This window comes from Gordonia otitidis NBRC 100426, from assembly GCF_000248075.1.
GTDB lineage: Bacteria > Actinomycetota > Actinomycetes > Mycobacteriales > Mycobacteriaceae > Gordonia > Gordonia otitidis.
This window is the reverse complement of sequence record NZ_BAFB01000217.1, coordinates 34,454-59,841: the sequence shown is the minus strand read 5'-3', so window position 1 is coordinate 59,841 and position 25,388 is coordinate 34,454. Positions and strand designations below refer to the sequence as shown.

The following is a 25,388-nucleotide window of genomic DNA, read 5'->3' as shown; positions in this document are numbered from 1 at the left end:
GCGGATCTGCGGCGGCGCAACCACCACCGACGTCGCCCAGACCGCACCGTCGGGCAATGGCAGATCGCGTTGCGGTCCGGCACTGCCGATGCCGCCCAACAGCAATGCGGCTCGACCACCGTCGCCTGTCTTGAGTGCCTGCAGGGCACGGACAGCAGCGAGAGCGTCAACCGTCGCGATGGCGTCGGCAGCCGGTCCGAGGGCGCCTGCGATCGCGGTCTCGTAGCCCGCGTTCACGTCCAACAGCTCCGCAACCTGACCGGTCAGGCCGTCCGGGGCGTTCTCGAGCAGCCAGGCGCCGCCGTCGTTGCGTTCCAACCCGACAGACAGCGCCTCGATACGTGCACTGAGTGACGCGATCCGTTGCTCGGCCTCACGTTCTGCGGCCTGCAGCGAGGCGACCCGCTCGTTGGAGAGGTTCAGCGCGGCGACGCACCGCTCGTGGTGCTCGTCGAGACCCTGTTCGGAGGCTTCCATCTGACTGAGTGACTCGGCAGCCGAATCCTGTTGTTGCCCAGCAGTTTCCGCACGCTCGACGGCGGCGGCGATCGCTGCGGTGAGGCGTGCGGCCTCGGCGTCGACGCCGTCTGCCTTGGTCTGCAGGCTCTCGACCTGGCCCTCGAGCCGTGCCAGTCCCTCGCGTCGGTCGGCGATGGCGCGCACGGCAGCCATGTGGGCGCGTTCGGCCTCGGCGGCGACGCGCTCGTACTCTTCGAGTTCGAGCTTGGCGACCTCGAGCGACTCCGCGGCCAGCGACACGGCCTCGGCCATCTCGGCCTCGGTCAGCGCGGCCTCTTCCGCCTGCCGTTCGAGCTGTTCCGGGTCCGGCCCGCTGGACGTGACCGACGGCTCTGCGAGATACCGACTGCGTTCGCTCGCCACGCGGTTCGTCGCGTCGACCCGCTCGGCGAGCGCCGACAGGCGGAACCAGGCCTGATTGGCCGCAGCGGCCGCGGGAGTCACCTGGGCCAGGTGTTCGGTGTGCTCGGCGACCTCGGCATTGACGGCGTCGAGTTCCGCGGTCACCTCGTCGGATCGACCACGGATCTCCTCCTCGACCGCGGTGTGTTCGGCCATCTCTGCTCGGCGCGTGACGAGGTCGTCGGCGGCCAGCCGCAAGCGTGCGTCGCGCAGGTCGGCCTGCACCGTCTGCGCGCGCCGCGCGACCTCAGCCTGTCGTCCGAGCGGCTTGAGTTGACGACGCAGCTCAGCGGTGAGGTCGGTGAGGCGCGCAAGGTTCGCCTGCATCGAGTCCAGCTTGCGTACTGCCTTCTCTTTGCGTTTGCGGTGCTTGAGGACGCCTGCGGCCTCCTCGATGAAGGCTCGACGATCCTCGGGCCGCGACTCCAGAATCGCGGCGAGACGTCCCTGCCCGACGATGACGTGCATCTCACGGCCGATGCCGGAGTCGGACAACAGCTCCTGCACATCCATGAGGCGGCACGAGCTGCCGTTGATCTCGTACTCTCCTGCGCCGTCACGGAACATGCGGCGGGTGATCGAGACCTCGGAGTACTCGATGGGGAGCGCGCCGTCGGAATTGTCGATGGTCAACGTCACCTCGGCGCGACCGAGAGGTGGTCGGCCCGACGTCCCGGCGAAGATGACGTCTTCCATCTTGCCGCCGCGCAGCGCCTTGGCACCCTGCTCACCCATGACCCACGTCAGCGCGTCGACCACATTCGACTTACCCGAGCCGTTGGGGCCCACCACGCAGGTGATGCCGGGCTCGAATCGCAGCGTCGTGGCCGACGCGAAGGACTTGAAGCCCTTCAGGGTCAGGCTTTTCAGGTGCACGACCGTAAAGCCTACCCATCAGGGCATCCGGGTTGCGCCAACCGGGGACGCCGCCGGTGCAGCACTCAGCGTTCGACGAATCCCTGCAGGTCACCGCGGGGGTCGTCGAAACGCTCGACGACGAGGTCGACCCGACCGGGAGTGTCGCCGGAGCGGAGTCGATCCAGCAGCGCGTGCACCTGCGACTCCGGTCCCTCGGCGACCACCTGTACCCGACCGTCTGCGAGGTTCGTCGCCGAACCGACCAGCCCCAACTCCAGGGCTCGCGCCCGCGTCCACCAACGGAATCCGACGCCTTGGACCTGTCCGTGGACGTGCGCCGTCATCCGAACCGCCGCGTCGGAGCCTGTCATCGGGGACTCACTCGCTCTCGATGACGAGTTCGACCTCGGTACCCGCCTTGAGTGTCCGACCAACGGTGCACACCGAGTCGATCGCACGCGACACGACGACCAGCAACCGCTCGGCGGCAGCCGGGTCGAGCTCCGACAGGTCGACGTCGAGAACCTCGCGTAGGCGCGGATACACCTCGTTCTCGCGATCGGCATCGCCCGACACGTGGATCGTCGCGTCGTAGTCGTCGCCGAGGCGTCGCGCCAGCGGTCGATCCGACGACATGCCCGTGCACGCCGCCAGCGCGATCTTCAACAGCTCACCGGGTGTGAACACGCCGTCGACGTCCTGCGAGCCGATCAGCACCTCTGCTCCACGCGAACTCTTGCCGGTGTAGCGACGCGTCCCGGTCCGCTGCACCCACAACTCGGTGTGTGCGACGGCGTCCGGCTCCTGCGAACCCGAGGCCGCCGTGGCCACGGTCGAATTCTCACTGGTCATCTCGCGATGACTCCCTTCACACTTGTGATCGACGACGCTCCGCTCAGCTGTCTCGGGCGTCGCTCCCCTTGTCGTCTCGTCTGGTGATAGCTCAAACGGTGCCACAGCGTTCGGTATTTCCAGGTGACCACGTCGTATCTCCCAGAGAGTTCCTTTGAACCGCCGACCGAGGTCGTGGTCACCAGACTGCAGCGCCTCGGCGCATGCGACCGCACCGCTAGCGTTTGCGCTGACAGACCGGGCAGTAGAAGCTCGAGCGGTTCATGAACTCCTCCCGTCGCATCGGCGTCCCGCAGCGTCGGCACGGTTGGCCCGCCCTCCCATAGGCGTTCAACGACCGTTCGAAGTACCCTGACTGCCCGTTGACGTTGACGTACAGCGCGTCGAACGACGTGCCGCCGGCGGCCAACGCATCGCTCATCACCTCTGTCGCCGCGTCGAGCAGTTCGGCGAGTTTCGCCTTCGAGATACCGTCGGTCACACGGGTTCCGTTGAGCCGGGCTCTCCACAGCGCCTCGTCGGCGTAGATGTTGCCGACTCCCGAGACCAGCGACTGGTCGAGGAGCGCCCGCTTGACCTCGGTGTGCTTGCCGCGCATCCGCCGCACCACGTCGTCACGGTCGAATGCCGGATCGAACGGGTCGGGCGCGATGTGGGCGATCGAGCGGGGCAGCGCTCCGGAGTCGCCGGGCAGTTCCTCACCGGCGTCGACGTAGTCGTCGAGATGCCAGCCGCCGAAGGTCCGCTGATCGACGAACCTCAGCTCGTTGCCGTCATCGAGTGTCGCGCGCACCCGGAGATGGGTGTGATCGGGTGCGCCGACCCGTGCGACGAGCATCTGACCGCTCATGCCCAGGTGGACGACGAGCGCGAACCGATCATCACCCTGTGGCGCCGCAACGTCGAGCCAGAGGTACTTACCGCGTCGCCGAGCCGCGAGAATCGTTGCGCCACTCAGCCTTCCGACAAGGTCAGGGGCATCGCCGACGTGCCTGCGAACCGCTCGGGGGTGCAGCACCTCGACATCGGTGATGGTTCGGCCGACGACATGCTTCTCGAGACCGGAACGGACGGTTTCGACTTCGGGAAGCTCAGGCATCGCTCGAGGGGCCACGCTCTGCGAGCGCTTGCCACGCCAGTGAGGCGGCCTTCTGTTCGGCTTCCTTCTTGGTGCGCCCCACGCCCTCACCGAGTTCTTCGCCTGCGATCACCGCGCGCGCGGTGAACTCCTTGCTGTGATCCGGTCCCGTAGAACTGATCTGGTACTGCGGCGGCCCGTAGCCGCGCTCGGCAGCCAACTCCTGCAGCGAGGTCTTCCAATCGAGGCCGGCACCGAGTTGACCCGCGCGGTCGAGGATCTCGTCGAAGAGATTGAGGATGATTTGTTGCGACGTCTCCAGGCCATGGTCGAGATACATTGCGCCGAACAATGATTCGAGCCCGTCGGCGAGGATCGAATCCTTGTCTCGTCCACCCGTCATCTCTTCGCCACGCCCGAGGTAGAGGTGTCGCCCGAGGCCGCCCTCCCCCAGTCCGCGCGCGACGTCGGCCAGGGCGTGCATGTTGACGACGCTGGCCCGGATCTTCGCGAGCTCGCCCTCGGGTCGATCCGGGTAACGCAGGTAGAGCCGCTCGGTGATGACGACGCCCAGCACCGAATCGCCGAGGAACTCCAACCGTTCGTTGGTCGGCAGGCCACCGTTCTCGTAGGCGTAGGAGCGGTGGGTCAGGGCCAGCGTGAGCAGCTCGTCGGAGATCGGCGTACCGAGCGCGGCCAACAACGAGCCGACGCCTTCCGACGACGCCCCTATCTCATGCGCGTGACCCTCCGTGGCAGACGACGCGTCGTCGAGACCACTCACGCCGAGCCCCGCTCACCGGCGTCCCCGGCAGTCGAGTCCGCGTCACCGACATCCTCGGGACTCGTCGGAGCCGAATCCGACGCCCCATCCTGCGGCAGGGATCCGAACTTGTCGGCCAGCCCCGCCCACCGCGGATCGATGATCTCGTGGGAGTGCCCCGGTTCCGCAACCGCCAACCGCACTCCACATTCACTACAGAGTCCCGCGCAGTCGTCGCTACACAGCGGAGACATCGGCAACTCCAGTGCGACGGCGTCGATGACGGCCTGCTCGAGGTCGAGTCGATCGTCGACGATGCGGTGGATGTCCTCGGAGTCGGTGGTCTGCTCCGTCTCGCTGTCGGGGTAGGCGTAGAGCTCCGTGAGGAACACCGTGACCGTGCCGTCGACAGGTTCCAGACAGCGCGCACACTGCCCCTCGGTCTCACCCGAGACGGTGCCCGTCACCAAGACCCCCTCGGACACCGATTCCAACCGGAGGTCGAGGTCGACGTCGGAACCCGCGGGAATCGCGATCATCTCGACGCCGATGCGCTCGGGCGTGACGACCGTGCGATGTACCTCTTCCATCGTTCCCGGACGCCTGCCCATCGAGCGGATGTCGAGCACGAACGGATCCTGCTGTGACGGTGCGCTTTGATTCACTGCATTCTCGGCCACATCTGCACCATACGCTGGGGTGGCGCTTTCATCGAACCACCCGACACGGCCGTCAGACGGCCAGCGGCGAGCTGTGGTCGTGTACGTCCGCAGAAGCCGATCGGGCCTGCTCAGAGCTGTTCCGACGCGCCGACGCATCGTCGACGCTGCGCGGGTACTCGACGTAGTCGTGCATGCCTGCGCCGGTGCGCAGCTGGTGACGACCACGGTTCACCGAACGCAGTGTCCCGGTGAGGATCTCCTCGAACTCGGCGAGCTTCTCGTCGACATAGATGTCGCAGTCACCGCGCAGACGGTCGGCCTCGGCGTGTGCGGCGTCGATGATCCGCTCGGCCTCCGACTTCGCTGCAGCGACGATCTCGGTCTCCGACACAAGCCGCTGCTGCTCGGCGATACCGTCCGCCACGGACTTGTCGTAGGTGTTGTTCGCCGAATCGATGGTCCGCTGAGCCTCGGCGCGGGCACGACCGGTGACCGCGTCGAACTCGCGTGCGGCACTCGTCGAGAGCCGATGGGCCTCGGCGGTCGCCTCGTCGACGAGGTTCTTGCCGTGCGCGCTTGCCTCGTCGACCATCCGATCCGCCTGCGCTTTGGCATCGGCGAGGAGGCGGTCGGCCTCGGCACGGGCATGCGCGAGCATCGCGTCGGATTCCGACTCGGCGGTGGTGACCACCTTGTCGGCGTGGTCGGCAGCGTCACCGAGCATGTTCTCGCGCTGGTCGAGCACGTCCTGCGCGTCGTCGAGTTCGCCTGGGATCGAGTCCTTGATGTCGTCGAGGAGTTCGAGGACATCGCCACGCGGCACGACGCAGCCCGCGGTCATGGGAACGCTTCGTGCCTCCTCGACGATGGCTACGAGTTCGTCGAGAGCTTCAAATACCCGGTACACAGCTACCCCAATCCGGCTCATGCCATTGCTTGTGTCAGTCAGACCTGTGTCCTGTGACGCAGCCCCGCGTGAAACTGATGTGACTATTGTGCCGAATGGGGTCGCTGTGATTGAGGAGCTGAATGATATGGGCGTGTCGCCAGTGGCATTTGTGGCACCAGAGATCAGGCGGTGCGCTCCCCCGCCAGCACGGCCTCGAGGCGTTGGTGAATGTGCGGTGCCAGGTACGGCGACGCATCGCCGCCGAGCTTCGCCACCTCTTTGACCAGCGAACTCGAGACGTGCGCGAACCGCGGATCGGTGAGCATGAAGACGGTCTCGACGTCGGCGAGCTCCCGGTTCATCTGCGCCATCGGCAGTTCGTAGTCGAAGTCGACGCCCGAGCGGAGCCCCTTCACGAGGACCCGGATGTGTTGTTCGTTCAAATAATCGACGAGCAGACCGGTCCAGCGGTCGACCCGCACGTTGGGGAGGTCGGCACAGTCCTGCTCGATGAGCGCAATGCGTTCGTCGATGCTGAACAGTCCGTGCTTGTTGGGATTGACCACCACGAGGACCACGATCTCGTCGAAGGCAAGTGCTGCACGTTCGACGATGTACCGATGCCCCCTGGTGAACGGATCGAAGGAGCCTGGAATCACTGCGCTGCTCATGGCGTAAACCTACCGACCTGCACCCGGGTCTCCCCGTAGACCTTCTCGACGATCACCTCGAACTCCTCCGGCCACGTCGGCGACGGCGACCGCACATCACGCTCGACGACGACGAGAGCGTCATCGGCCAGCCACCCGGACGCCAGTCGCCGCAGGTCGACCTCGACCTCGGCGGTCTCGAGCGCGTAGGGCGGATCGGAGAAGACGAGATCGAACTGTTCCGGCTGCGCGCCGTCGAGGTACGACGCCACACCTGCGGTCACCACCTGCGACCGGGCCGAGAGACCCAGCGACCGCGCATTCGCAGCGATGATCGACGTGGCTCGTTTACGGCTGTCCACCATCGTCGCCCGTTCCGCGCCCCGCGACATCGCCTCGATGGCGAGCGCCCCCGAACCCGCGTACAGATCGAGGACGCGGGCGTCGTCGAAATCGATCCGCGCGTCGAGCACGTTGAACACCGCCTCACGTACCCTGTCGGAAGTGGGCCGAGTCCCGTCGTCCGGGACCTTGAGTCGACGCCCGCCGAACTCACCGGCGATGATTCTCGTCATTGGTCGTATTCTGCTCGATGATCCCCCGGCCTGGCACCCGACTCCTCGGCACGGCAGGATCGCGAACAACAACGTTGTGACCCCTATCACATTGGGTGGTTGAACAGCGCCGACGCCCCGCTTTCAATGTCCGATTTCTGCAGCAGCATGACTTCACCGACACACGTTGTTAACCTTTAAAACGTTATGAGCCCTTCCTCAACGAGAACGGCCCCATCAACTGTCCTGACGATCGAATATCGGACGCCGACGGTGTCCGACGGAACCAGACTCTGGGAAATCGCCTCGGATTCACAGGTTCTCGACGTCAACTCGAGTTACGCCTATGTGCTGTGGTGCCACGACTACGCCGACACATCAATTGTCGCCGAAGTCGACGGCCGCGCAGTAGGTTTCGTCACCGGGTACCGACGTCCGTCGGATCCGTCGACGATCATGGTCTGGCAGGTCGCCGTAGACGACGACTTCCGCGGACATGGGATCGCAGCAAAGATGCTGCACCACCTGTTCGATCGTGTTCGACGCAGTTCGGTGGTGGCCATGCACACCACAATCAGTCCCGACAATGTTGCGTCGCAACGCCTGTTCGCGTCAGTGGCACGCGATCGTGGCCTCGACTTCGTCCGGCGAGACCTCTTCGCCGTCGGCGACTTCCCCGACGCACACGAGCCCGAGGATCTCTACATGCTCGAGCCGAAGGTCGGCGAACCCTAACCCGACCGCCGGACGCGCCGTCGTCGCTCCGGCTCTCACCTCGCGGCTCGCCGCTCTGCGCGTTCCCGATGCGGACAACGTCACCCGTCCGACAACGGCGCACCAGGCGCGCTGACGCGCAGATGCGCGTCCCCACAGTGCTTGTGGACGGCTTCGCGTCCGGACAGCGCTGCGGCACACAGATTTCCCACTATGGAGGATGCACGATGCAACTTCTCGAAACCACCATCGACGACTCGGTGTTCACTCAGAACGAGTCCGAGGTCCGCAGCTACTGCCGCAACTGGCCCACCGTGTTCGGCCGTGCGCGTGGCTCGTGGATCACCGATACCGAAGGCCGCGAATACCTCGACTTCTTCGCGGGCGCGGGTGCCCTGAACTACGGGCACAATCACCCGATCCTCAAAGAGGCTCTCCTCGAGTACATCTCGGCGGACGGCATCACCCACGGCCTCGACATGGCGACCGTGGCGAAGGGCCAGTTCCTCGAGACCTTCCAGAACAAGATCCTCTCGCCGCGTGGACTCGACTACAAGGTCCAGTTCCCCGGCCCCACCGGCACCAACGCCGTCGAGTCGGCACTCAAGCTGGCCCGTAAGGTCACCGGCCGCGAGTCGATCGTGAGCTTCACCAACGCCTTCCACGGCATGACGCTCGGATCGCTGTCTGTGACAGGCAATTCCATGAAGCGTGCGGGGGCAGGAATCCCGCTGGTGCATGCCACCCCGATGCCCTTCGACAACTACCTCGACGGCACGGTCGAGGACTTCAGTTGGTTCGAGCGCGTGCTCGAGGATTCCGGCAGCGGCCTCAACACCCCTGCCGCGGTCATCGTCGAGACGGTGCAGGGCGAAGGCGGCGTCAACGTCGCACGCGCCGAGTGGCTGCGCGGACTTGCCGACCTGTGCAAGCGTCGCGACATCCTGCTGATCGTCGACGACGTCCAGATGGGCTGCGGACGCACGGGCGAGTTCTTCTCGTTCGAGGAGGCAGGCATCAAGCCCGACATCGTCACCATGTCGAAGTCGATCAGCGGTTACGGCCTGCCCATGGCCCTGACGCTGATCCGTCGTGATCTCGATGTCTGGGCGCCAGGTGAACACAACGGCACCTTCCGCGGCAACAACCCCGCGTTCATCACCGCGACGAAGGCGATCGAGGAATTCTGGTCCGACGACCAGCTCACCCGCGACGTCCACCGCAAGGGCCGGCAGATCGACGAGGTGTTCTCTGCGCTGTCGGATCGCCACGAAGGTCTGTCGACGCGCGGACGTGGCATGGTCCGCGGACTCGTCTTCGACGAGCCGACGCTCGCCGCCAAGGCGTGCGCACGTGCATTCGGGGCCGGACTGCTCGCAGAAACGTCCGGCCCGTCGGATGAGGTTGTGAAACTTCTTCCGCCGCTGAACATTTCCACCGAAGAACTTGACCGCGGACTCGGCATCCTCGTCGACTCCGTGGAGGAGGTGATCGCATGATCGTCCGTACCACCCAGGAAATCACCGGAACCGACCGCGAGGTCGCCGACCCCAAGGGCAATTGGGTGTCCAAGCGCATCGTCCTCGGCGGCGACGGCGTCGGCTTCTCGTTCCACGAGACCACCATCAAGGCCGGCAGCGTCAACGACTTCCACTACGCCAACCACATCGAGGCAGTGTGGCTCGTTGAGGGCGAGGGCACTCTGCTCAACCGCGACACCGGTGAGACCTATCCCCTGGCGGCAGGCTCGATGTATCTGCTCAACGATCACGATCGTCACACGGTGACGGCCGAGACCGAGATGCGCATGCTGTGCGTCTTCAACCCACCGGTCGTCGGCACCGAGGTGCACGACGAGAACGGGATCTACCCACTCGTGACCGTCCCCGAGCAGGCTAGCGGCAAACACGCCAACGCCTGACCCTTCTCGGGCGGTTCATCGACAACGACTCTGCCGCGGCCTCGACCTCTCGAGGCCGCGGCAGAGTCGTTTCAGGGGTCTATCCTGGACAGGGTGCGCACGCGGCTACAGATCGGCTGGACGCCGGCCGAACCGACCCAGATCGACGACGATCTCGATTCCCGCCTCGAGCAGCTGTACGGCCTCCTCGACGGTCGACGTGTCGTCGTACTCACCGGGGCAGGTGTCTCCACCGACTCCGGTATCCCCGACTATCGCAGTCCCGGTGCACCTGTACGTACCCCGATGACGCTCGAGATGTTCCTGTCCTCAGCCGAGTTCCGACGCCACTACTGGGCGCGTAATCATCTCGGCTGGCGACACATGGATGCCGCTCGGCCCAATGCCTCCCATCACGCGCTCACCGACCTGCAGCGCGACGGGCGGCTCACCACGGTGATCACCCAGAACGTCGACATGCTGCACACGAAGGCGGGCACGCGCGGGGTGATCGAACTGCACGGCTGTTACGGCCGCGTCCGGTGTCTCGACTGCGGAGAAATTATCTCACGACGACGCCTCGCCGACGCGCTCGACGCGTTGAATCCCGGCTTCGCCGAACGCGTGGCGAGTCGCGGCGCGATCGAGGTGGCACCCGACGCGGACGCGACACTCGATGACACGAGCGACTTCGTCGTCGCCGACTGCGCGGCGTGCGGGGGAACCCTCAAGCCCGACATCGTCTACTTCGGTGAGAACGCGTCGAAAACGACCGTGCAGCAGGCATTCTCAGCGGTTGACGACGCCGATGCAATGATCGTCGTCGGCTCGTCATTGACGGTGATGTCCGGCCTGAGATTCGCGCGGCACGCACATCGCACGGGAAAACCGCTCGTGGTGATCAACCGCGGTACGACGCGGGCCGACGACATCGCGGACCTCAAGATCGACCACTTCTGCGGCCAGGTGCTCCCCGCCCTCACGCGCGACGTAGCGGCCTGACCGCGCGACGTCGTAGAAGACAGCGTCCGAGCGGGACTCGACCTGTACCGATACGTCCCCACTCCTCGGCGAACGCACTCCCGTCAGTCTGCGCCAACAGATTCAGACGGCAACCAGATCGTCGGCGTGAATGACGGGTCGTTGCAACTCATTCGGCAGCTCCGACGTCGACCGGCCCACCATGCGGGCGACCTCGTCGGAGTCGTAACTGCTCACCCCGCGCGCACGTAGATTGCCCGCGATGTCGACGAGTTCCACCACGTCGCCGTCGTAGAAGCGACCCCTCACCCCCACCACGCCGGCCGCGAGCAGCGACCGCCGCCTGCGGGCGACAGCCGCGACAGCGCCGTCGTCGAGCACGATCTGCCCCCGCGCGTCGGCTGCGTGCCTGACCCAGAAACGTTTGGCGGAGAGACGTTCCGGTCGCGCGGCGAACACGGTGCCGACCGACGCGTCCGAGAGCGCACGGTCGGCATCGGACGCCGCGGCCAGCAGCACGGGAACCCCCGCATCCGCCGACAACCGTGCCGCTGCGAGCTTCGACGCCATCCCGCCGGTCCCCAGGGTTCCGCCGGAACCGGCGATCACACCGTCGAGATCCTCGGGGCCGTTCACCTCGTCGATGAAGCGCGCACGTTGACCGTCGGGACCGACCTTGCGGGGATCACCGTCATACAGGCCGTCGACGTCGGAGAGCAGCATGAGCGCGTCGGCACCTGCGAGATGCGCCACCAAGGCAGCGAGACGGTCGTTGTCACCGAAGCGGATCTCGTTGGTGGCCACGGTGTCGTTCTCGTTGACCACCGGGACGGCGTGCAATGCCACGAGTCGGTTGAGCGTGCGCTGGGCATTCGCGTGGTGCGCGCGGTTCGAGATGTCGTCTGCGGTCAGCAGCACCTGCCCGACGGTGCGCCCGTACCGGTGAAACGACGTCCCCCAGGCATGCGCGAGAGCCAACTGCCCGACGCTCGCGGCAGCCTGCTTGGTGGCGAGATCGGTCGGACGCTTCTTCAGTCCGAGCGGTGCGATTCCCGCACCGATCGCCCCCGACGAGACGACGATGACGTCCGAACCGGCCCGCATCCGCGCTTCGAGGGCATCTGTCAGTCGACCGAGCCGTTCACGATCGAGGCCGCTGTCGAGGTCGGTGATCGCCGATGACCCGATCTTGACGACGACGCTGCGCGCTGCGGCGATGGATTCGCGTACGTCACTCACCGTCGGTCTCATCCTGCAGTCCGCGGCGCAGACGACGTGCCTCCTTGCGCTCCGCCGCGCCCACGCGCTCGGAACGATCGAGCCGGATGTCGGTGCCGCGGCCGGTGATCGGGACGTCGTCGCCCATCGGTGTCGTCGGCTCCCAGTCGAAGCTGACGTCGCCGATGGTGACCGGAGCGCCCGGTTCTGCGCCCAGCCGGACGAGTTCGTCCTCGACACCGAGCCGGTTGAGACGGTCGGCGAGGTAACCGACGGCTTCGTCGTTGTCGAACTGGGTCTGCGCGATCCAGCGCTCGGGCCTGGTACCCCGCACGATGAAACCGCCGGGCGTCGCGGGGTCGGCGACCACCGTGAATCCACTGTCGTCCACGGCCTTCGGGCGGATGACGGGACGACGGGCCGCAGGCTTGGGATGTGCTCGGCGATACTCCTCGACCATCGTGGCGAGCGCGTCGGTCAGCTCCTTGAGACCCTGGTGTGCAACTGCAGAGATACGGAACACGGGCCAACCGCGTTCTGCGAGTTCGGGTTCGACGAGATCCGCGAGCTCGTTGGCCTCAGGCACGTCCGTCTTGTTCAGGATCACCACCCGCGGGCGTTCGGCGAGGTCGCCGAGCCCGTGATCGGAGTGAAGTGCGGGCTCGTACGCGGCGAGTTCTGCTTCGAGCGCGTCGATGTCGGACACGGGATCACGGCCGGGTTCCAGCGTCGCCAGGTCGACGACGTGGGCGAGAACCGCACACCGCTCCAGGTGCCGCAGGAACTCCAGTCCGAGACCGCGACCGGTCGACGCACCGGGAATCAGTCCGGGGACGTCGGCGATGGTGAATACGCCGCCTGCGGTCTGCACCACGCCCAGGTTGGGCTGCAGCGTGGTGAACGGATAGTCGGCGATCTTCGGCTTGGCCGCCGACAGCACCGACACCAATGACGACTTGCCCGCGGATGGGAACCCCACGAGACCGACGTCGGCGACCGACTTCAGTTCCAGGACGAGATCGCGATGCTGCCCCTCCTCACCGAGAAGTGCGAAGCCGGGAGCCTTGCGCGCCTTCGACGCCAGCGCGGCGTTGCCGAGTCCGCCACGTCCACCCGACGCGGCGTCGAACGTCGTCCCCTCCCCGACCAGATCGGCGAGAATGGTGCCCTTCTCATCGAGCACGACGGTGCCGTCGGGTACGTGGAGAATCAGGTCGTCGCCGGTGGCGCCGTTGCGGTGGTCTCCCATACCCGGCGTCCCGTTGCCGGCCTTCGCGTGCGGCCGGAAGTGGAAGTCGAGCAGTGTGTGCACCTGCGGGTCGACGACGAGCCGCACGGAGCCGCCGTTACCCCCGTTGCCGCCGTCCGGGCCGCCGAGGGGCTTGAACTTCTCCCGATGCACCGACGAACAGCCGTGGCCACCATTGCCCGCGGCGACGTGAATCGTCACCCGGTCGACGAACCGCGACATGACGTCCTTTCTCGTTCGATGATCTCCGCACCTACCGCGGACGCCTCGTCGAACCTGATCTCTACTTGACGAACCGTGTACTTATGAAACAAACCGCGTACTTCTCAAACAAACCGCGTACTTCTGAAACAAACAACAGGGCGGGCCGGGTGCATATGCCCCTGGCCCGCCCTGTGATGAGAGCTGTGCTCGAAAACCGCTCGGTCAGGCCTGCGCGGTCTCCGGAACGATGTTCACGGTCTTGCGGCCGCGCTTGGTGCCGAACTGCACGGCGCCCGACTCGAGAGCGAACAGGGTGTCGTCGCCGCCGCGGCCGACGTTGACGCCCGGGTGGAACTTGGTGCCGCGCTGGCGGACCAGGATCTCACCGGCGCTGACCTGCTGGCCGCCGAAGCGCTTCACACCGAGGCGCTGGGCGTTGGAATCGCGACCGTTGCGCGAGCTGGACGCGCCCTTCTTGTGTGCCATTTTCTCGTCCTCCTGGCTACCTGGATGTCTGGGTGGGGATCAGGGCCGTGGCCCCGGAAATTACTTGATACCGGTGACCTTGAGGACCGTCAGCTTCTGACGGTGGCCCTGGCGCTTGTGGTAGCCGGTCTTGTTCTTGAACTTGTGGATGCGGATCTTCGGGCCCTTGACGTGCTCGACCACCTCGCCGGTGACCGAGATCTTCGCGAGCTTGTCCGCGTCGGTGGTCAGGGTCGAGCCGTCGACGACCAGCGCCACGGGCAGGCTCACGCTGCTGCCTGGCTCGCTGTCGATCTTCTCGACCTTCACAATGTCGCCCTCAGCGACCTTGTACTGCTTACCGCCGGTCTTGACGATCGCGTACGTTGCCATCGAAGCTGTCCTCTTACTCATCATCGGGCTCGTTGCGCGTCCGTCGCGCACGAGCGTTGTGGGTGTGTGCGTCCCGGTGCGGGCCGCACGGCATCGGGCATTACTGCCCGGGATGCTCACGGATCACACCAGAGGGCCTGTCCGCGGGTCTCGTCAGCGGTGTCCATGGCATAACCGGCACAGCTCGAACCCGCCGCGGAAGGCGACCAATCAAGATTACGGGACGCCTCGCCGCTGGGTCAAACTCGCCATACCACGTCAGCACAGCCGCCGATCAGGTCAGTCCTCGACCGGCGGACCTGCAGGCCGTCCAGCCGTCCGCCGCCGCGGCCTGCGGCGCACCGCGACGGTCGTCGGGGCCGACGACACCGGACCGAACGTGGTCAGCGGTTCACTGGCGGGCGCCTCGTCGGTGAGAACCACCGGCTCGGCAGTCCCGGTCGGCGACGCTGCCCGGCGAACCGCGCGGCGTCGACGTTTCGCCGACTGTGCGCTCTCGTCCGCTGACTGGGCGCTCCCGTCTGCCGACTGGGCGCTCCCGTCTGCCGACTGGGCGCTCCCGTCCACCGACCGTGCGCCCTCGTCCTCCGACCGTGCGCCCTCGTCCGCCGACTGGGCGCTCCCGTCCCCCGACTGTGCGCTCTCGTCCGCCGACCGTGCGGCCGTCGCATCGGTCGGGGACGTCACGGCCTCGTCGACGACCGTCTCGACGTCGATGACCTCGCCGTCTTCGTCGTGGGCGTGTGCTGCCATGGCGCGGAACATCGGGTGTTCTGCCGGGTTGTGCGCGGGCTTCTGCTCGACCGGTTCGGTCTTCTTCTTGTTACGCCGCGACCGCTTGGTCCCGGAGTTCTCCGACTTCGCGCCGTCGTCGGAGGTCACCTCGACCGGGCTCGAATGCACGATGATTCCGCGGCCACCGCAGGTCGTACAGGTCGTCGAGAACGCCTCGAGCAGACCGGTACCGAGTCGCTTGCGTGTCATCTGCACCAGGCCGAGGGATGTGACCTCGGAGACCTGGTGGCGGGTGCGGTCACGCGAAAGCGCCTCGGTGAGCCGACGCAGCACCAGGTCACGGTTGGATTCGAGCACCATGTCGATGAAGTCGACGATGATCATGCCGCCGATGTCGCGCAGCCGCATCTGGCGCACGATCTCCTCGGCGGCCTCGAGGTTGTTGCGCGTCACCGTTTCCTCGAGGTTGCCCCCCGAGCCGGTGAACTTGCCGGTGTTGACGTCGACGACGGTCATCGCCTCGGTGTGCTCGATGATCAGCGTGCCGCCCGACGGGAGCCACACCTTCCGGTCGAGTGCCTTCGCCAGCTGCTCGTCGATGCGATGCACCACGAAGGAGTCGGGAGCGTCGGCGTGCGGTCGTTCGAACCGCTCGACGCGTTCCATGAGGTCGGGTGCGACAGAGCTGACGTAGCCCTCGACCAGGTTCCACGCCTTGTCGCCTTCGACCACGAGCTTCTTGAAATCCTCGTTGAACAGGTCACGCACGACGCGAACCAGCAGGTCGGGTTCCTCGTAGAGCGGGCGAGGCGAGACCGATCCCTTGTTGGCCTTGCCGAATGCCTCGTCGATCGACTTCCACTGCTTCTCGAGGCGTTCGATGTCGGCGGCGAGATCGTCTGCGCTGACACCTTCCGATGCCGTGCGGATGATGACTCCGGCGTCGTCGGGAACCAGCTTCGCCAGGATCTGCTTGAGGCGCTTGCGCTCGACGTCGGGCAACTTGCGACTGATTCCGGTCGACGTCCCGCCGGGCACGTAGACCAGGTAGCGACCGGCCAGTGAGATCTGCGTGGTGAGTCGGGCGCCCTTGTGGCCCACCGGGTCCTTGCTGACCTGCACGAGCACGGGGTCGCCCGGTTTGAGAGCCTGCTCGATCTTGCGCGAACCGCCGTCGAGGCCCGCCGCGTCCCAGTTGACCTCACCGGCATAGAGCACGCCGTTGCGTCCCCGGCCGATATCGACGAACGCCGCTTCCATGCCGGGCAGGACGTTCTGCACCCGGCCGATGTAGATGTTGCCGACCATCGACGACGACGTCTCCGTGGTGACGAAGTGCTCGACGAGCACACCGTCCTCGAGCACTGCGACCTGTGTGTAGTCCTCGACGGGCGTGACGTGCTCGTGTTCGTCGGACTGCGCGAGCCGCACGTTGGCACTGCGCTCGCGCACCACCATCACGCGGTCGACGGCCTCACGACGCGCGAGGAACTCAGACTCGCTCAGGATCGGCGGACGGCGACGCCCCGCGTCGCGTCCGTCACGACGGCGTTGGCGCTTGGCCTCCAGTCGCGTCGAGCCCGAGATTCCCTGCACCTCGTCGCGGGCGCGCTTGCTGCGCGGCTCGCGCTCGTGGACGACGGTGTTCGGCGGATCGTCGGGCGAGACGTCGTCTCCTTCGCCGCCTCCCTTGCGACGACGGCGACGGCGACGGCGCTTGGTCGACGAACCGTCTGAGTCGGCATCCTCGGACCCGTTGTCGGCATCGTCGGCGTCAGTCGTGTCCGCGTCCGCCTCGTCGTCGGAGCCGGTGTCGTCCGAGGAGCTTCCGGTCCCCTTGCCCTCGGCCGCTTTGCCCTTGCCGGACTTCTTACGCTTCTTTCCTGACGGACGGCCATCTTCGGCGTCGGACTCCGCGGCTTCGGACCCCGCGGTGTCGGTCTGGTCCGACCCGACTGTGTCCGTCGAGTCAGCAGAGCTCGTGCCCTCGCCCTGGTCGCGATCATTCTGATCACCACGGCCGCGGCCACGGCCACGACGGCCACGACGACGCCGACGATTGCGGCCGCCTTCGTCGCCGGAGCCCTCGGAGTCGTCGGTGTCGGCCGAATCCACGGTGTTCGCGTCTGTCCGCGCAGCGTCATCGGAACGGTCGTCGTCGGGCGCGCTGTCGGAGGCGGCAGGCGCGCCGGCCTTATCCGAGCCCGCCTTGTCAGTGCCGTCCCTATCCGCATCCGCGTTCTTGCGGTGACGGCCGGCGGAGGTCTCGGTGACGGTCGCAGGCTGAGGCGGGAGAAACAGCGGGCTTGCTGCGACGGCTTCTGCAGCCGCCGGCGCTTGTGGGCTCTCTGTCTCTATCGCGGAGAACAGCGTCGCCGACCCGGTCGGCTCTGGTTCCCCCTCTGTGGCCGACCCGGTCGGCTCCGGGTTCCCCTCTTGTGAACCCTCCGCGCCTGCGATCGCGACGTCGGCGGTGGTGCCCTCGGGAGCCGCGGCCTCCGAGGTTTGCGCGGGCGTCGCCGCCGGAGCTTCGGCCCCGGCCGCCGCGGCTGCAGGCTCATCGGCCGCCTGCGGCTCTTCGGCGGCTGTGGGGGCCTCGGTCGGCTCTGCCACCCCTGCGGGCTCGGAATCCGCGACAGTCGAGTCGGAGGTGCCCGGCTGCTCGGCTACCGGCGCTGGTGCGTCGACGGCTAGTCCGGCGTCGTCGACCTCCACATGGTTGCGCACGCGGTCGGCGACGGCCTGCGCCATGCTTCGCTCGACGCTCGACTGGGCACTACGACTGTGCCAGCCCAATTCGGCGAGATGCGCGAGCACCTGCCTGCTCGTGAGGCCGAGAGTGCGCGCCAGCGCGTGCACCCGGAGCTTGCTGGGAAAATCCTCCGCCGAGCCTGACGCAGCGTTCGCGTCGATCGGCGACCCGTTGTCGGTCACTGATGTCTCCTTGAACCCCCGGGCGCGACATTGTCGGCGGCCACGCGGGGGTCTCTCGTGTGTCCCGGTCCTCCCGGACCGGTGTTATATGGTCTCCGCGCTCCTGGTGTTCCGTTGTCCGGAGTCCGCAGGTTGCGCTCTTGCTGGGTGATGAGGTCCGTCATGCCTTCCACGCCATGCGCGGCGGCCTGGGCCGCCCGTCGAGTCTCTTCTCGACGTCCATGGGGAAAGCGATCTGTCGCACGCGAGCCGTGTGGACCGCTACCACTGGCAACGATCTCCACTGCTGCGTCCGACGCCGAACGCCATCGTCGTCATCACGAGCAGAGTGTGTTCGCGATAACCAAGCAAGTATCCCATACGGTGCGTCGTATCCCGCAAACTATGCGCGAAAGCGCGCGTCAACGGGGTGTACTGCCGTCGACGCGCGCTCGGATACGCGGGGATCTGTCAGACGGTCAGGTCGGGAAACCAGAGTGCGATCTCGCGCTCGGCCGATTCCGGCGAGTCCGAACCGTGGACGAGGTTGTACTGCGTGCTCAATGCGAAATCGCCGCGGATCGTGCCCGGTACGGCCTTCTCAACCGGATCGGTCCCGCCGGCGATCTGCCGAAACGCCGCGACGGCACGCGGGCCTTCGAGAACGGCCGCGACGAGCGGGCCCGAGGTGATGAATTCCACCAGCGACGGGTAGAAGGGCTTGCCCTCGTGCTCCGCGTAATGCTTGGCGGCGAGGTCGTCGCTGACGTTCTTGAGTTCGAGCGCGGCAAAGGTGAGACCCTTGCGCTCGATGCGGGCGAGGATGTCGCCGACCAGCGCACGGGAGACGCCGTCGGGCTTGATGAGTACCAGAGTCCGTTCAGTCACGAGCACACTGTAGCGACCCGACGCCGCTTCTCCATGCGCACCGCCGGTTCTCCGCCCGGACCGACGGTTCGGCACGCACGATCACGGGCAGTACTTGGGTTCGATCGGGAAGAATCCGTAGTCGAAGAGGTTGCCCGCCGCGGTGTGCGAATTGATGATCACCTGGACGCACCCGCCGGGCGCGGCCAGCGCCGCTGTCACCGCCCGGTCGAACTGGCCCGCGAAAGCGAGGTTCGCGGGTCGATAGGAGTCCGGCACCGGAAGTGCGGCCACTGCCTGCGGCAGATTCATCGCGTTCATTCTCACGGTGAGATCGTGTGTCGCGAGGTAACCGTATGCGTCGTCCGGAACGGGCATGGGTGGACCCGGTGTCGGGAGCGGGATGTCCGACTCTGACGATCCACGAGCTCCCGGCGTATGTGGCTGCCCGGATTGTGGTGCGGTCGAGTGCGGTGCGGTCGAGTGCGGCGCCGACGGCGCGGGTACGGCCGAGGCCTCCGGCGCGCTCATCGCACCAAGCGGCACCAGCGCGATCGATGCTGCCGCGGTGAGCGCGACTCGAAGACGTCGCGAGGTGGCGGTCGCCGGGGAGTGGATGGGGCTGGTCGGGGCGCGAAAGGTCACGCGGCTCCTCTCGGGTGGATGTGCGTCTGACGCCGTACTGGGCACCCGCTGCGCGACGGGATGTCCCGCCGTCGGTGTGCGTGCGGCACGGGAGGCCTCGCTCGCATGCCCCCGGTGCGTGCGCCATTGTCACAGAGCACTCACCGAATGGAAAGATGACTACATCACATATGCCGTATCGGCCGCAGTGCGATACGGGTCGATGCAGCTCAGGCGAACCGCACGATGCTGATGGCACCGGCGACGAGGCAGTAGACCACGAAGGGATAGAGCGTTCGCGTGTGAAAGTACTTCGCCAGGAATGCCACCGCGGCGAATGCGGCGACGAAGGCGCACACCGAACCCACGACCACCTGCCCTCCGATGCCCTGACCATCGGGGCCGAACAACTCGGGAATCTTCAGGACACCCGCAGCGAGAATGACCGGCGTGGCAAGCAAGAATGCGAAGTGCGCGGCGTCCTCGTGATCGAGTCCACGCAGTAGCCCAGCCGAAATCGTCGACCCCGACCGGGAGATCCCGGGGAAGAGCGCCAGGATCTGCGCCGACCCTATCGCCGCCCCCTCCTTCATCGACAACGAGGCGACCGACCGGGCAGGTGCCTCACGAGCGACTGCATGGCGACCGATCCGACGCTGCCTTCTGCGGAGTAGCTCCGTCGTGAGCAGCACCAGTCCGTTGAGGAACAGCAGGATGGCCGCGGCGATGGGTGTCGCGAAGAGCACGCGCAGCGGCTTCTCGGCGATCAGGCCCACAACGCCCACCGGAATCGTGCCCGCGATGAGAAGCCACGCCAGCCGACCGTCGTTGTCGTCGACGACGCTGCGACGCCGAATGGACCGGATGAGTCCGGTGACGATACGCACCCAGTCACGCCAGTAGAAAAGGATCAAGGCGAGCGCGGTCGCCACGTGCAGCGCGACGACGAATGCCAGGAAGGGAGTGTGACCGGAGCTTTTCGACTCGGTGACCAGCGAAGCCCAGTCGCCGCCGAGCCACGCAGGCACCAGGATCGAATGCCCGAGACTCGATACCGGGAACAGTTCGGTGACACCCTGCAACAATCCGAGCACGACGGCTTGCGGGTAGGACAGATCACTCACGTCGGTGGCCCCCTCAACTCGGACGACGAACGTCGTCCCGGGAGGCCACAGTAGCGAAATCCGTTGCGCCGCGCGCTAATCGGACAATTGCGGCGACGCCCTCACCCCTCGATCGGCTCCTGACCGTAGAGCAGTCCGCGGTCGATCCGTTTCTGGACGTCACCCTTGATGTAGCGGATGTAGAGCCACACGCAACCGAAGATCACACCGATCACCGCGATGGACCAGTGGAAGACACCACCGATGATGACAAGCACCTGCAGTGCCAGATCGATGTTCAGTGCCTGAGGTCGCTTCTGCATTCCGACGGCGAGCACCATGAGCAGCGTCACCACACCCAGGTACGTTCCGGAAACCCACGTCAGGCCGTTTCCCACCCGCGCCACGATCGGGAAGGTCAGGATCATCACGATGATCTCGAGCACCATCGTGCCCGCCATGACACCGCGCAGGCCCTTCCACGGATCGTTTGTCGGTGGAGTGAACTTCGGTGCCTCACTTGCGGATTCGCTCATGACGGGTCCTTCCCGAACAGGGTACGTCCCGCACCTGCGGTCACGACCGACCCGGTGATCACCACGCCCGCTCCGGAGACCGGTTCGCCGTCGGATTCCTCTGCGAGTCCGATCGCCATCTCGACGGCGTCGGGCAGGAACGGCTCCACGTGGACCCGTTCCTCGCCGAACACCTCGCGTGCGGTCTCGGCGAGAGCCTCGGTCTCGACCGCCCGGGGTGATCCGTTGTTGGTGACGACCACCGCGTCGAGCACCGGCTCGAGCTCGGTGAGGAATCCCTCGGCGTCCTTGTCGCCGAGCATCCCGATGACGCCGACGAGACGTCGGAAGTCGAACTCGTCGGTCAGTGCGTGTGCCAAGGCGTGCGCCCCGTGCGGGTTGTGCGCGGCGTCGACGAACACCGTCGGCGCGCTGCGCACACGTTCGAGCCTTCCGGGACTGCTGACCGCGGCGAAACCGGCACGGACGGCGTCGATGTCGAGCTGTCGATCGGGGCCGGCACCGAAGAACGCTTCGACGGCAGCAAGCGCGATCGAGGCATTCTGCGCCTGGTGCTCGCCGTGCAGTGGCAGGAAGACCTCGTCGTACACGCCGCCGAGTCCCTGCAGCCGCAGCATCTGGCCGCCGACCGCGGTGATCGAATCGAGCACGGCGAACTCCGAGTTCTGCCGTGCGACGACGGTGTCCTGTGCAACGGCCTCGCGTAGCAGAACGTCCATCACCTCGGGCTCCTGCGGCGCGATCACCGTCACGGGATCGGTCACCACCAGATCGTCCTTGGCCGGCTTGATGATCCCGGCCTTCTCCCCTGCGATCGCGGCGAGCGAATCGCCGAGGTAGTCGGCGTGATCCATCGCGATCGGGGTGATGACGGCGACCGTCGCATCGACGACGTTGGTTGCGTCCCAACGCCCGCCCATCCCCGTCTCGACCACTGCGACGTCGACGGGCGCCTCGGCGAAGTAGGCGAACGCGATGGCGGTGAGGACCTCGAACTTACTCATCCGCGGACCGTCGGCCGCCGTCGACGAATCGTCGACCATGGTGATGTAGGGCTCGATGTCGCGATAGGTGTCGATGAAGTCGCGCGCCGAGATCGGCCGGCCGTCGACGGCGATGCGTTCGGTGACCCGCTGCAGGTGCGGGCTCGTGTAGCGGCCGGATCGACGATGCAACGCGACCATCAGTGCATCGACCATCCGCGTGACAGACGTCTTGCCGTTGGTACCGGCGATGTGGATAGCCGGATAGGCGTGCTGCGGCGAACCCAGGAGATCCATCAACGCCGCAATGCGCGTGAGCGACGGCTCGATTCGCGTTTCCGGCCACCGCGTGTCGAGTTCGTTCTCCAGATCCGCGAGCTCGGCGAGATCCGACGGGCTGTCGACGACGATGATCGGTGTGTCGTCGATGTCGTCACCGAGGAGCGAGCCCAGGTTCATCGGGTCCGGTTCGACGTCGCCGTCCTCGTATCCCGCGAAGTCGGCGGATGTGAAGATCGGCTCGTCGTCCCCGTCGACTGATTCGGGAACGTAGTCGTCGTCCGACCGGTCGGACCGGCCGTCGCGCGGGCTCATGACCCGCCCAGCGATGCCAGTTTCGCCGTGAGCCGCTCGACTTCTTCGGTCGCAACCTGCTGCCGTTGTCGGATCTTGGCGACGACGTTGTCGGGCGCCTTGGCGAGAAACTGCTCGTTGCCGAGCTTTCCGGTCGTCTGGGCCAGTTCCTTTTCGGCGGCGGCGAGATCCTTGGCCGCGCGTTTGCGCTCGGCGTCGATGTCGACGGTTCCCGAGGTGTCGATGCGCACGGTGACCGTCGCCGACGACAGACGCACATCGATGGTCGCCGTCGCCGCGAAGCCGTCGCCCGCGGGATCAAGACGGGCAAGCGAATCCAGGTAGGGCCGCGTATCCCCCAGCCCCGCGACGTCGAGACCGTCGATCTCGGCCGCGACCCGCTGCCCGGGACGGAGCCCCTGATCGCTGCGGAAGCGTCGGACCTCGGTGATCAGGCGCTGCAGGTCATCGATCTCGGTGGCCGCGGCGGTGTCCAGTTCACGCGTGGATCGTGTCGGCCACGAGGCGATCACGACGGACTCGCCCCCGGTCAGCGTCTTCCACAACACTTCGGTGACGAACGGCATGACCGGCGACAGCGCACGCAATAGCGGATCGAGAACCGCGCCGAGCACCAGGGCCGTCGACCTCGAGCGTTTCGGATCCTCTTCGGCAAACTGCACCTTGGCGAGCTCGAGGTACCAGTCGCAGACCTCGTCCCACGCGAAGTGGTACAACGCCTCGCAGGCCTTCGAGAACTCGTAGGAGTCGAACCCCGCGTCGACCTCCGCGAGCACTTCATCCAGGCGTCCGAGAATCCAGCGGTCGGCGACGGTCAGGTCCGCGGCGTCGGGCAGTTCGCCATCGGCAGGCACCTGTGCGCCGTTCATCAGCGCGAACTTCGTGGCGTTGTACAGCTTGGTCGCGAAGTTGCGCGACGATTGCGCGTGGTCCTCGCCGACGGAGATGTCCGAACCCGGGTTGGCGCCGCGGGCGAGCGTGAAACGCAGGGCGTCGGCTCCGAAGCGGTCGACCCAGTCGAGCGGGTCGATGCCGTTACCGCGCGACTTCGACATCTTCTTCCCGTGCTCGTCGCGCACCAGGCCATGGAGGAACAGGTTGTGGAACGGCACCTTCTTGTCGGCGTCGAGATCCTTGCCGACGTACGTGCCGAACATCATCATCCTCGCCACCCAGAAGAACAGGATGTCGTACCCGGTGACGAGAACCGATGTGGGATAGAACTTCTCGAAATCCGGGGTGTCCTCGGGCCAGCCGAGGGTGGAGAACGGCCACAGGCCCGAGGAGAACCACGTGTCGAGCACGTCGGTCTCCTGGACGTATCCCTCGGGGGCCTGCTCGTCGGGTCCGACGCACACGACCTCACCGTCGGGGCCGTACCAGATCGGGATGCGGTGTCCCCACCACAACTGCCGCGAGATGGTCCAGTCGTGCATGTCGTCGACCCATGCGAACCACCGTGGCTCCATCGACGTCGGGTGGATCACCGTCGACCCGTCCCGCACGGCGTCACCAGCGGCCTTGGCCAGCGATTCCACCTTGACCCACCACTGCATGGACAGACGGGGCTCGATCGGCTCGCCCGTGCGCTCCGAGTGCCCGACGCTGTGCAGGTACGGCCGAACTTCTTTCACGATCCGACCCTGTGTGGCGAGCGCCTCGCGAATCTTGACCCTGGCCTCGAAGCGGTCCATGCCGTCGAACTCGGTTCCGGTGCCGGCGATGTGCGCTTCCTCATCCATGATCGTCGGCATCGGCAGCCCGTGTCGCGTCCCGACCGCGAAGTCGTTCGGGTCGTGTGCCGGGGTGATCTTGACGGCGCCGGTACCGAAATCCGGATCGACGTAGTCGTCGGCGATGACCGGGATCTTTCGATCGACGAACGGGTGGTCGAGTTCGGTGCCGACGAGATCGGCGTACCGCTCGTCGTCGGGATGCACTGCGATCGCCGTGTCGCCGAGCATCGTCTCCATTCGCGTGGTCGCGACGACGATGTGGGGCTGTGAATCGTCGAGGGACCCGTAGCGGAAACTGACGAGTTCGCCCTCGACGTCGGCGTAGCTGACCTCGATATCGCTGACGGCGGTCTTGAGCACCGGCGACCAGTTGACGAGGCGCTCCGCCTGGTAGATCAGCCCGTCGTCGTACATCTTCTTGAAGACCGTCTGGACCGCGCGCGAGAGTCCCTCGTCCATCGTGAAACGCTCGCGGGTCCAGTCGACGCCATCACCGAGTCGGCGCATCTGCTCACCGATGTTGCCGCTGATCTCGGCCTTCTCCTGCCAGACACGCTCGATGAAGGCGTCGCGGCCGAGGTCGTCGCGGGTCAAACCCTCGGCGGCGAGCTTGCGCTCGACCATCGTCTGCATCGCGATGGCTGCGTGATCCATACCTGGCAGCCACAGCGTCTCGTAGCCCTGCATCCGGGCACGCCGGGTCAGCGCGTCCATCAGGACATGCTCGTAGGCATGCCCCATGTGCAGCGACCCGTTGACGTTGGGCGGTGGGATGACGATGGAGTAGGCAGGCTTGTCGCTGGAGGCATCCGGGGTGAAGTATCCGGCGTCAACCCAGCCCTGGTAGAGCTTCGACTCGTGGTCGGCAGGGTCCCAGGACTTCGGCAGCGCAGGCGTCGAGTCGGTCACCCCTCAATCTTAGGGAACCGCTCCGACGACACTCACA

General features: G+C 66.3%; 24 protein-coding genes. 4 read left to right on the top strand and 20 right to left on the bottom strand.

All coding sequences use genetic code 11. The annotated features are described in order from the left end of the window. The 9 genes from GOOTI_RS21000 to rsmD form a co-directional block, all read right to left on the bottom strand. Positions 1–1,797, bottom strand: a 1,797-nt coding sequence (locus GOOTI_RS21000) for a chromosome segregation SMC family protein (protein WP_007240622.1), incomplete at its 3' end; no start/stop codon positions are given. Positions 1,798–1,862: 65 nt separating this feature from the next. Beyond that, positions 1,863–2,150: an acylphosphatase gene (locus GOOTI_RS20995; RefSeq protein WP_007240621.1), complete on the bottom strand. Its 288-nt coding sequence runs from the start codon at positions 2,148–2,150 to the stop codon at positions 1,863–1,865. Between the two features lie 7 nt (positions 2,151–2,157). After that, positions 2,158–2,631 (bottom strand): OsmC family protein, encoded by a 474-nt coding sequence (locus GOOTI_RS20990; RefSeq protein WP_007240620.1) that lies wholly within the window; start codon positions 2,629–2,631, stop codon positions 2,158–2,160. Between the two features lie 217 nt (positions 2,632–2,848). Continuing rightward, on the bottom strand, positions 2,849–3,730 hold the full coding sequence (gene mutM, locus GOOTI_RS20985; protein ID WP_007240619.1) for a bifunctional DNA-formamidopyrimidine glycosylase/DNA-(apurinic or apyrimidinic site) lyase: 882 nt from the start codon (positions 3,728–3,730) through the stop codon (positions 2,849–2,851). Continuing rightward, positions 3,723–4,442 carry a ribonuclease III gene (rnc, locus tag GOOTI_RS20980; RefSeq protein ID WP_039994507.1) on the bottom strand — a complete coding sequence of 240 codons (720 nt, stop codon included), beginning with the start codon at positions 4,440–4,442 and terminating at the stop codon, positions 3,723–3,725. Before rnc ends, mutM begins: the two co-directional genes overlap by 8 nt. Before the next feature lie 47 nt (positions 4,443–4,489). Next, positions 4,490–5,152, bottom strand: coding sequence for a YceD family protein (locus GOOTI_RS20975; protein WP_007240617.1), 663 nt, complete (start codon positions 5,150–5,152; stop codon positions 4,490–4,492). Between the two features lie 52 nt (positions 5,153–5,204). Continuing rightward, on the bottom strand, positions 5,205–6,041 hold the full coding sequence (locus GOOTI_RS20970; protein WP_373279040.1) for a DivIVA domain-containing protein: 837 nt from the start codon (positions 6,039–6,041) through the stop codon (positions 5,205–5,207). 164 nt (positions 6,042–6,205) lie between these two features. Beyond that, positions 6,206–6,694 (bottom strand): pantetheine-phosphate adenylyltransferase, encoded by a 489-nt coding sequence (gene coaD / locus GOOTI_RS20965; protein WP_007240615.1) that lies wholly within the window; start codon positions 6,692–6,694, stop codon positions 6,206–6,208. Further along, positions 6,691–7,248, bottom strand: coding sequence for a 16S rRNA (guanine(966)-N(2))-methyltransferase RsmD (gene rsmD, locus GOOTI_RS20960; protein WP_007240614.1), 558 nt, complete (start codon positions 7,246–7,248; stop codon positions 6,691–6,693). The genes coaD and rsmD overlap by 4 nt, the downstream gene beginning before the upstream one ends. A 186-nt stretch (positions 7,249–7,434) precedes the next feature. Between rsmD and ectA the strand changes: the two genes are divergently transcribed. The 4 genes from ectA to GOOTI_RS20940 all read left to right on the top strand — a co-directional run bounded on the left by ectA (position 7,435) and on the right by GOOTI_RS20940 (position 10,843). After that, positions 7,435–7,962, top strand: coding sequence for a diaminobutyrate acetyltransferase (gene ectA, locus GOOTI_RS20955; protein WP_039994499.1), 528 nt, complete (start codon positions 7,435–7,437; stop codon positions 7,960–7,962). A gap of 206 nt (positions 7,963–8,168) precedes the next feature. Further along, positions 8,169–9,440, top strand: a complete 1,272-nt coding sequence (gene ectB, locus GOOTI_RS20950) for a diaminobutyrate--2-oxoglutarate transaminase (RefSeq protein WP_007240612.1) — start codon at positions 8,169–8,171, stop codon at positions 9,438–9,440. Then, positions 9,437–9,862 (top strand): ectoine synthase, encoded by a 426-nt coding sequence (locus GOOTI_RS20945; RefSeq protein WP_007240611.1) that lies wholly within the window; start codon positions 9,437–9,439, stop codon positions 9,860–9,862. The genes ectB and GOOTI_RS20945 overlap by 4 nt, the downstream gene beginning before the upstream one ends. A 93-nt stretch (positions 9,863–9,955) precedes the next feature. Continuing rightward, positions 9,956–10,843, top strand: coding sequence for an NAD-dependent protein deacetylase (locus GOOTI_RS20940; RefSeq protein WP_007240610.1), 888 nt, complete (start codon positions 9,956–9,958; stop codon positions 10,841–10,843). 102 nt (positions 10,844–10,945) lie between these two features. Here the strand turns inward: GOOTI_RS20940 and proB are convergent, their stop codons facing one another. From proB to GOOTI_RS20885, 11 genes are all read right to left on the bottom strand, one after another. Further along, positions 10,946–12,061, bottom strand: a complete 1,116-nt coding sequence (gene proB / locus GOOTI_RS20935) for a glutamate 5-kinase (protein WP_007240609.1) — start codon at positions 12,059–12,061, stop codon at positions 10,946–10,948. After that, on the bottom strand, positions 12,054–13,511 hold the full coding sequence (obgE, locus tag GOOTI_RS20930) for a GTPase ObgE (protein WP_007240608.1): 1,458 nt from the start codon (positions 13,509–13,511) through the stop codon (positions 12,054–12,056). Before obgE ends, proB begins: the two co-directional genes overlap by 8 nt. A gap of 204 nt (positions 13,512–13,715) precedes the next feature. Next, complete coding sequence (gene rpmA / locus GOOTI_RS20925; protein ID WP_007240607.1) at positions 13,716–13,979, bottom strand: 50S ribosomal protein L27; 264 nt, start codon at positions 13,977–13,979, stop codon at positions 13,716–13,718. A 60-nt stretch (positions 13,980–14,039) separates the two neighbouring features. After that, on the bottom strand, positions 14,040–14,351 hold the full coding sequence (gene rplU / locus GOOTI_RS20920) for a 50S ribosomal protein L21 (protein WP_005176586.1): 312 nt from the start codon (positions 14,349–14,351) through the stop codon (positions 14,040–14,042). Positions 14,352–14,630: 279 nt separating this feature from the next. Next, a complete protein-coding gene (locus GOOTI_RS20915) occupies positions 14,631–18,020 on the bottom strand; it encodes a translation initiation factor IF-2 N-terminal domain-containing protein (protein WP_007240606.1) in 3,390 nt (1,129 codons plus the stop codon). A gap of 450 nt (positions 18,021–18,470) precedes the next feature. Next, complete coding sequence (ndk, locus tag GOOTI_RS20910; protein WP_039994506.1) at positions 18,471–18,887, bottom strand: nucleoside-diphosphate kinase; 417 nt, start codon at positions 18,885–18,887, stop codon at positions 18,471–18,473. Positions 18,888–18,968: 81 nt separating this feature from the next. Continuing rightward, complete coding sequence (locus GOOTI_RS20905; protein ID WP_039994498.1) at positions 18,969–19,511, bottom strand: hypothetical protein; 543 nt, start codon at positions 19,509–19,511, stop codon at positions 18,969–18,971. A 209-nt stretch (positions 19,512–19,720) separates the two neighbouring features. Next, positions 19,721–20,614: an undecaprenyl-diphosphate phosphatase gene (locus GOOTI_RS20900; protein WP_007240602.1), complete on the bottom strand. Its 894-nt coding sequence runs from the start codon at positions 20,612–20,614 to the stop codon at positions 19,721–19,723. A 101-nt stretch (positions 20,615–20,715) separates the two neighbouring features. Then, on the bottom strand, positions 20,716–21,129 hold the full coding sequence (locus tag GOOTI_RS20895) for a DUF4233 domain-containing protein (protein WP_007240601.1): 414 nt from the start codon (positions 21,127–21,129) through the stop codon (positions 20,716–20,718). Continuing rightward, entirely contained in the window at positions 21,126–22,706 is a 1,581-nt protein-coding gene (gene folC, locus GOOTI_RS20890; protein ID WP_039994497.1) for a bifunctional tetrahydrofolate synthase/dihydrofolate synthase, read from the bottom strand. Before folC ends, GOOTI_RS20895 begins: the two co-directional genes overlap by 4 nt. Next, positions 22,703–25,351 (bottom strand): valine--tRNA ligase, encoded by a 2,649-nt coding sequence (locus tag GOOTI_RS20885; protein ID WP_007240599.1) that lies wholly within the window; start codon positions 25,349–25,351, stop codon positions 22,703–22,705. Before GOOTI_RS20885 ends, folC begins: the two co-directional genes overlap by 4 nt. Between the last annotated feature and the right edge of the window lie 37 nt (positions 25,352–25,388).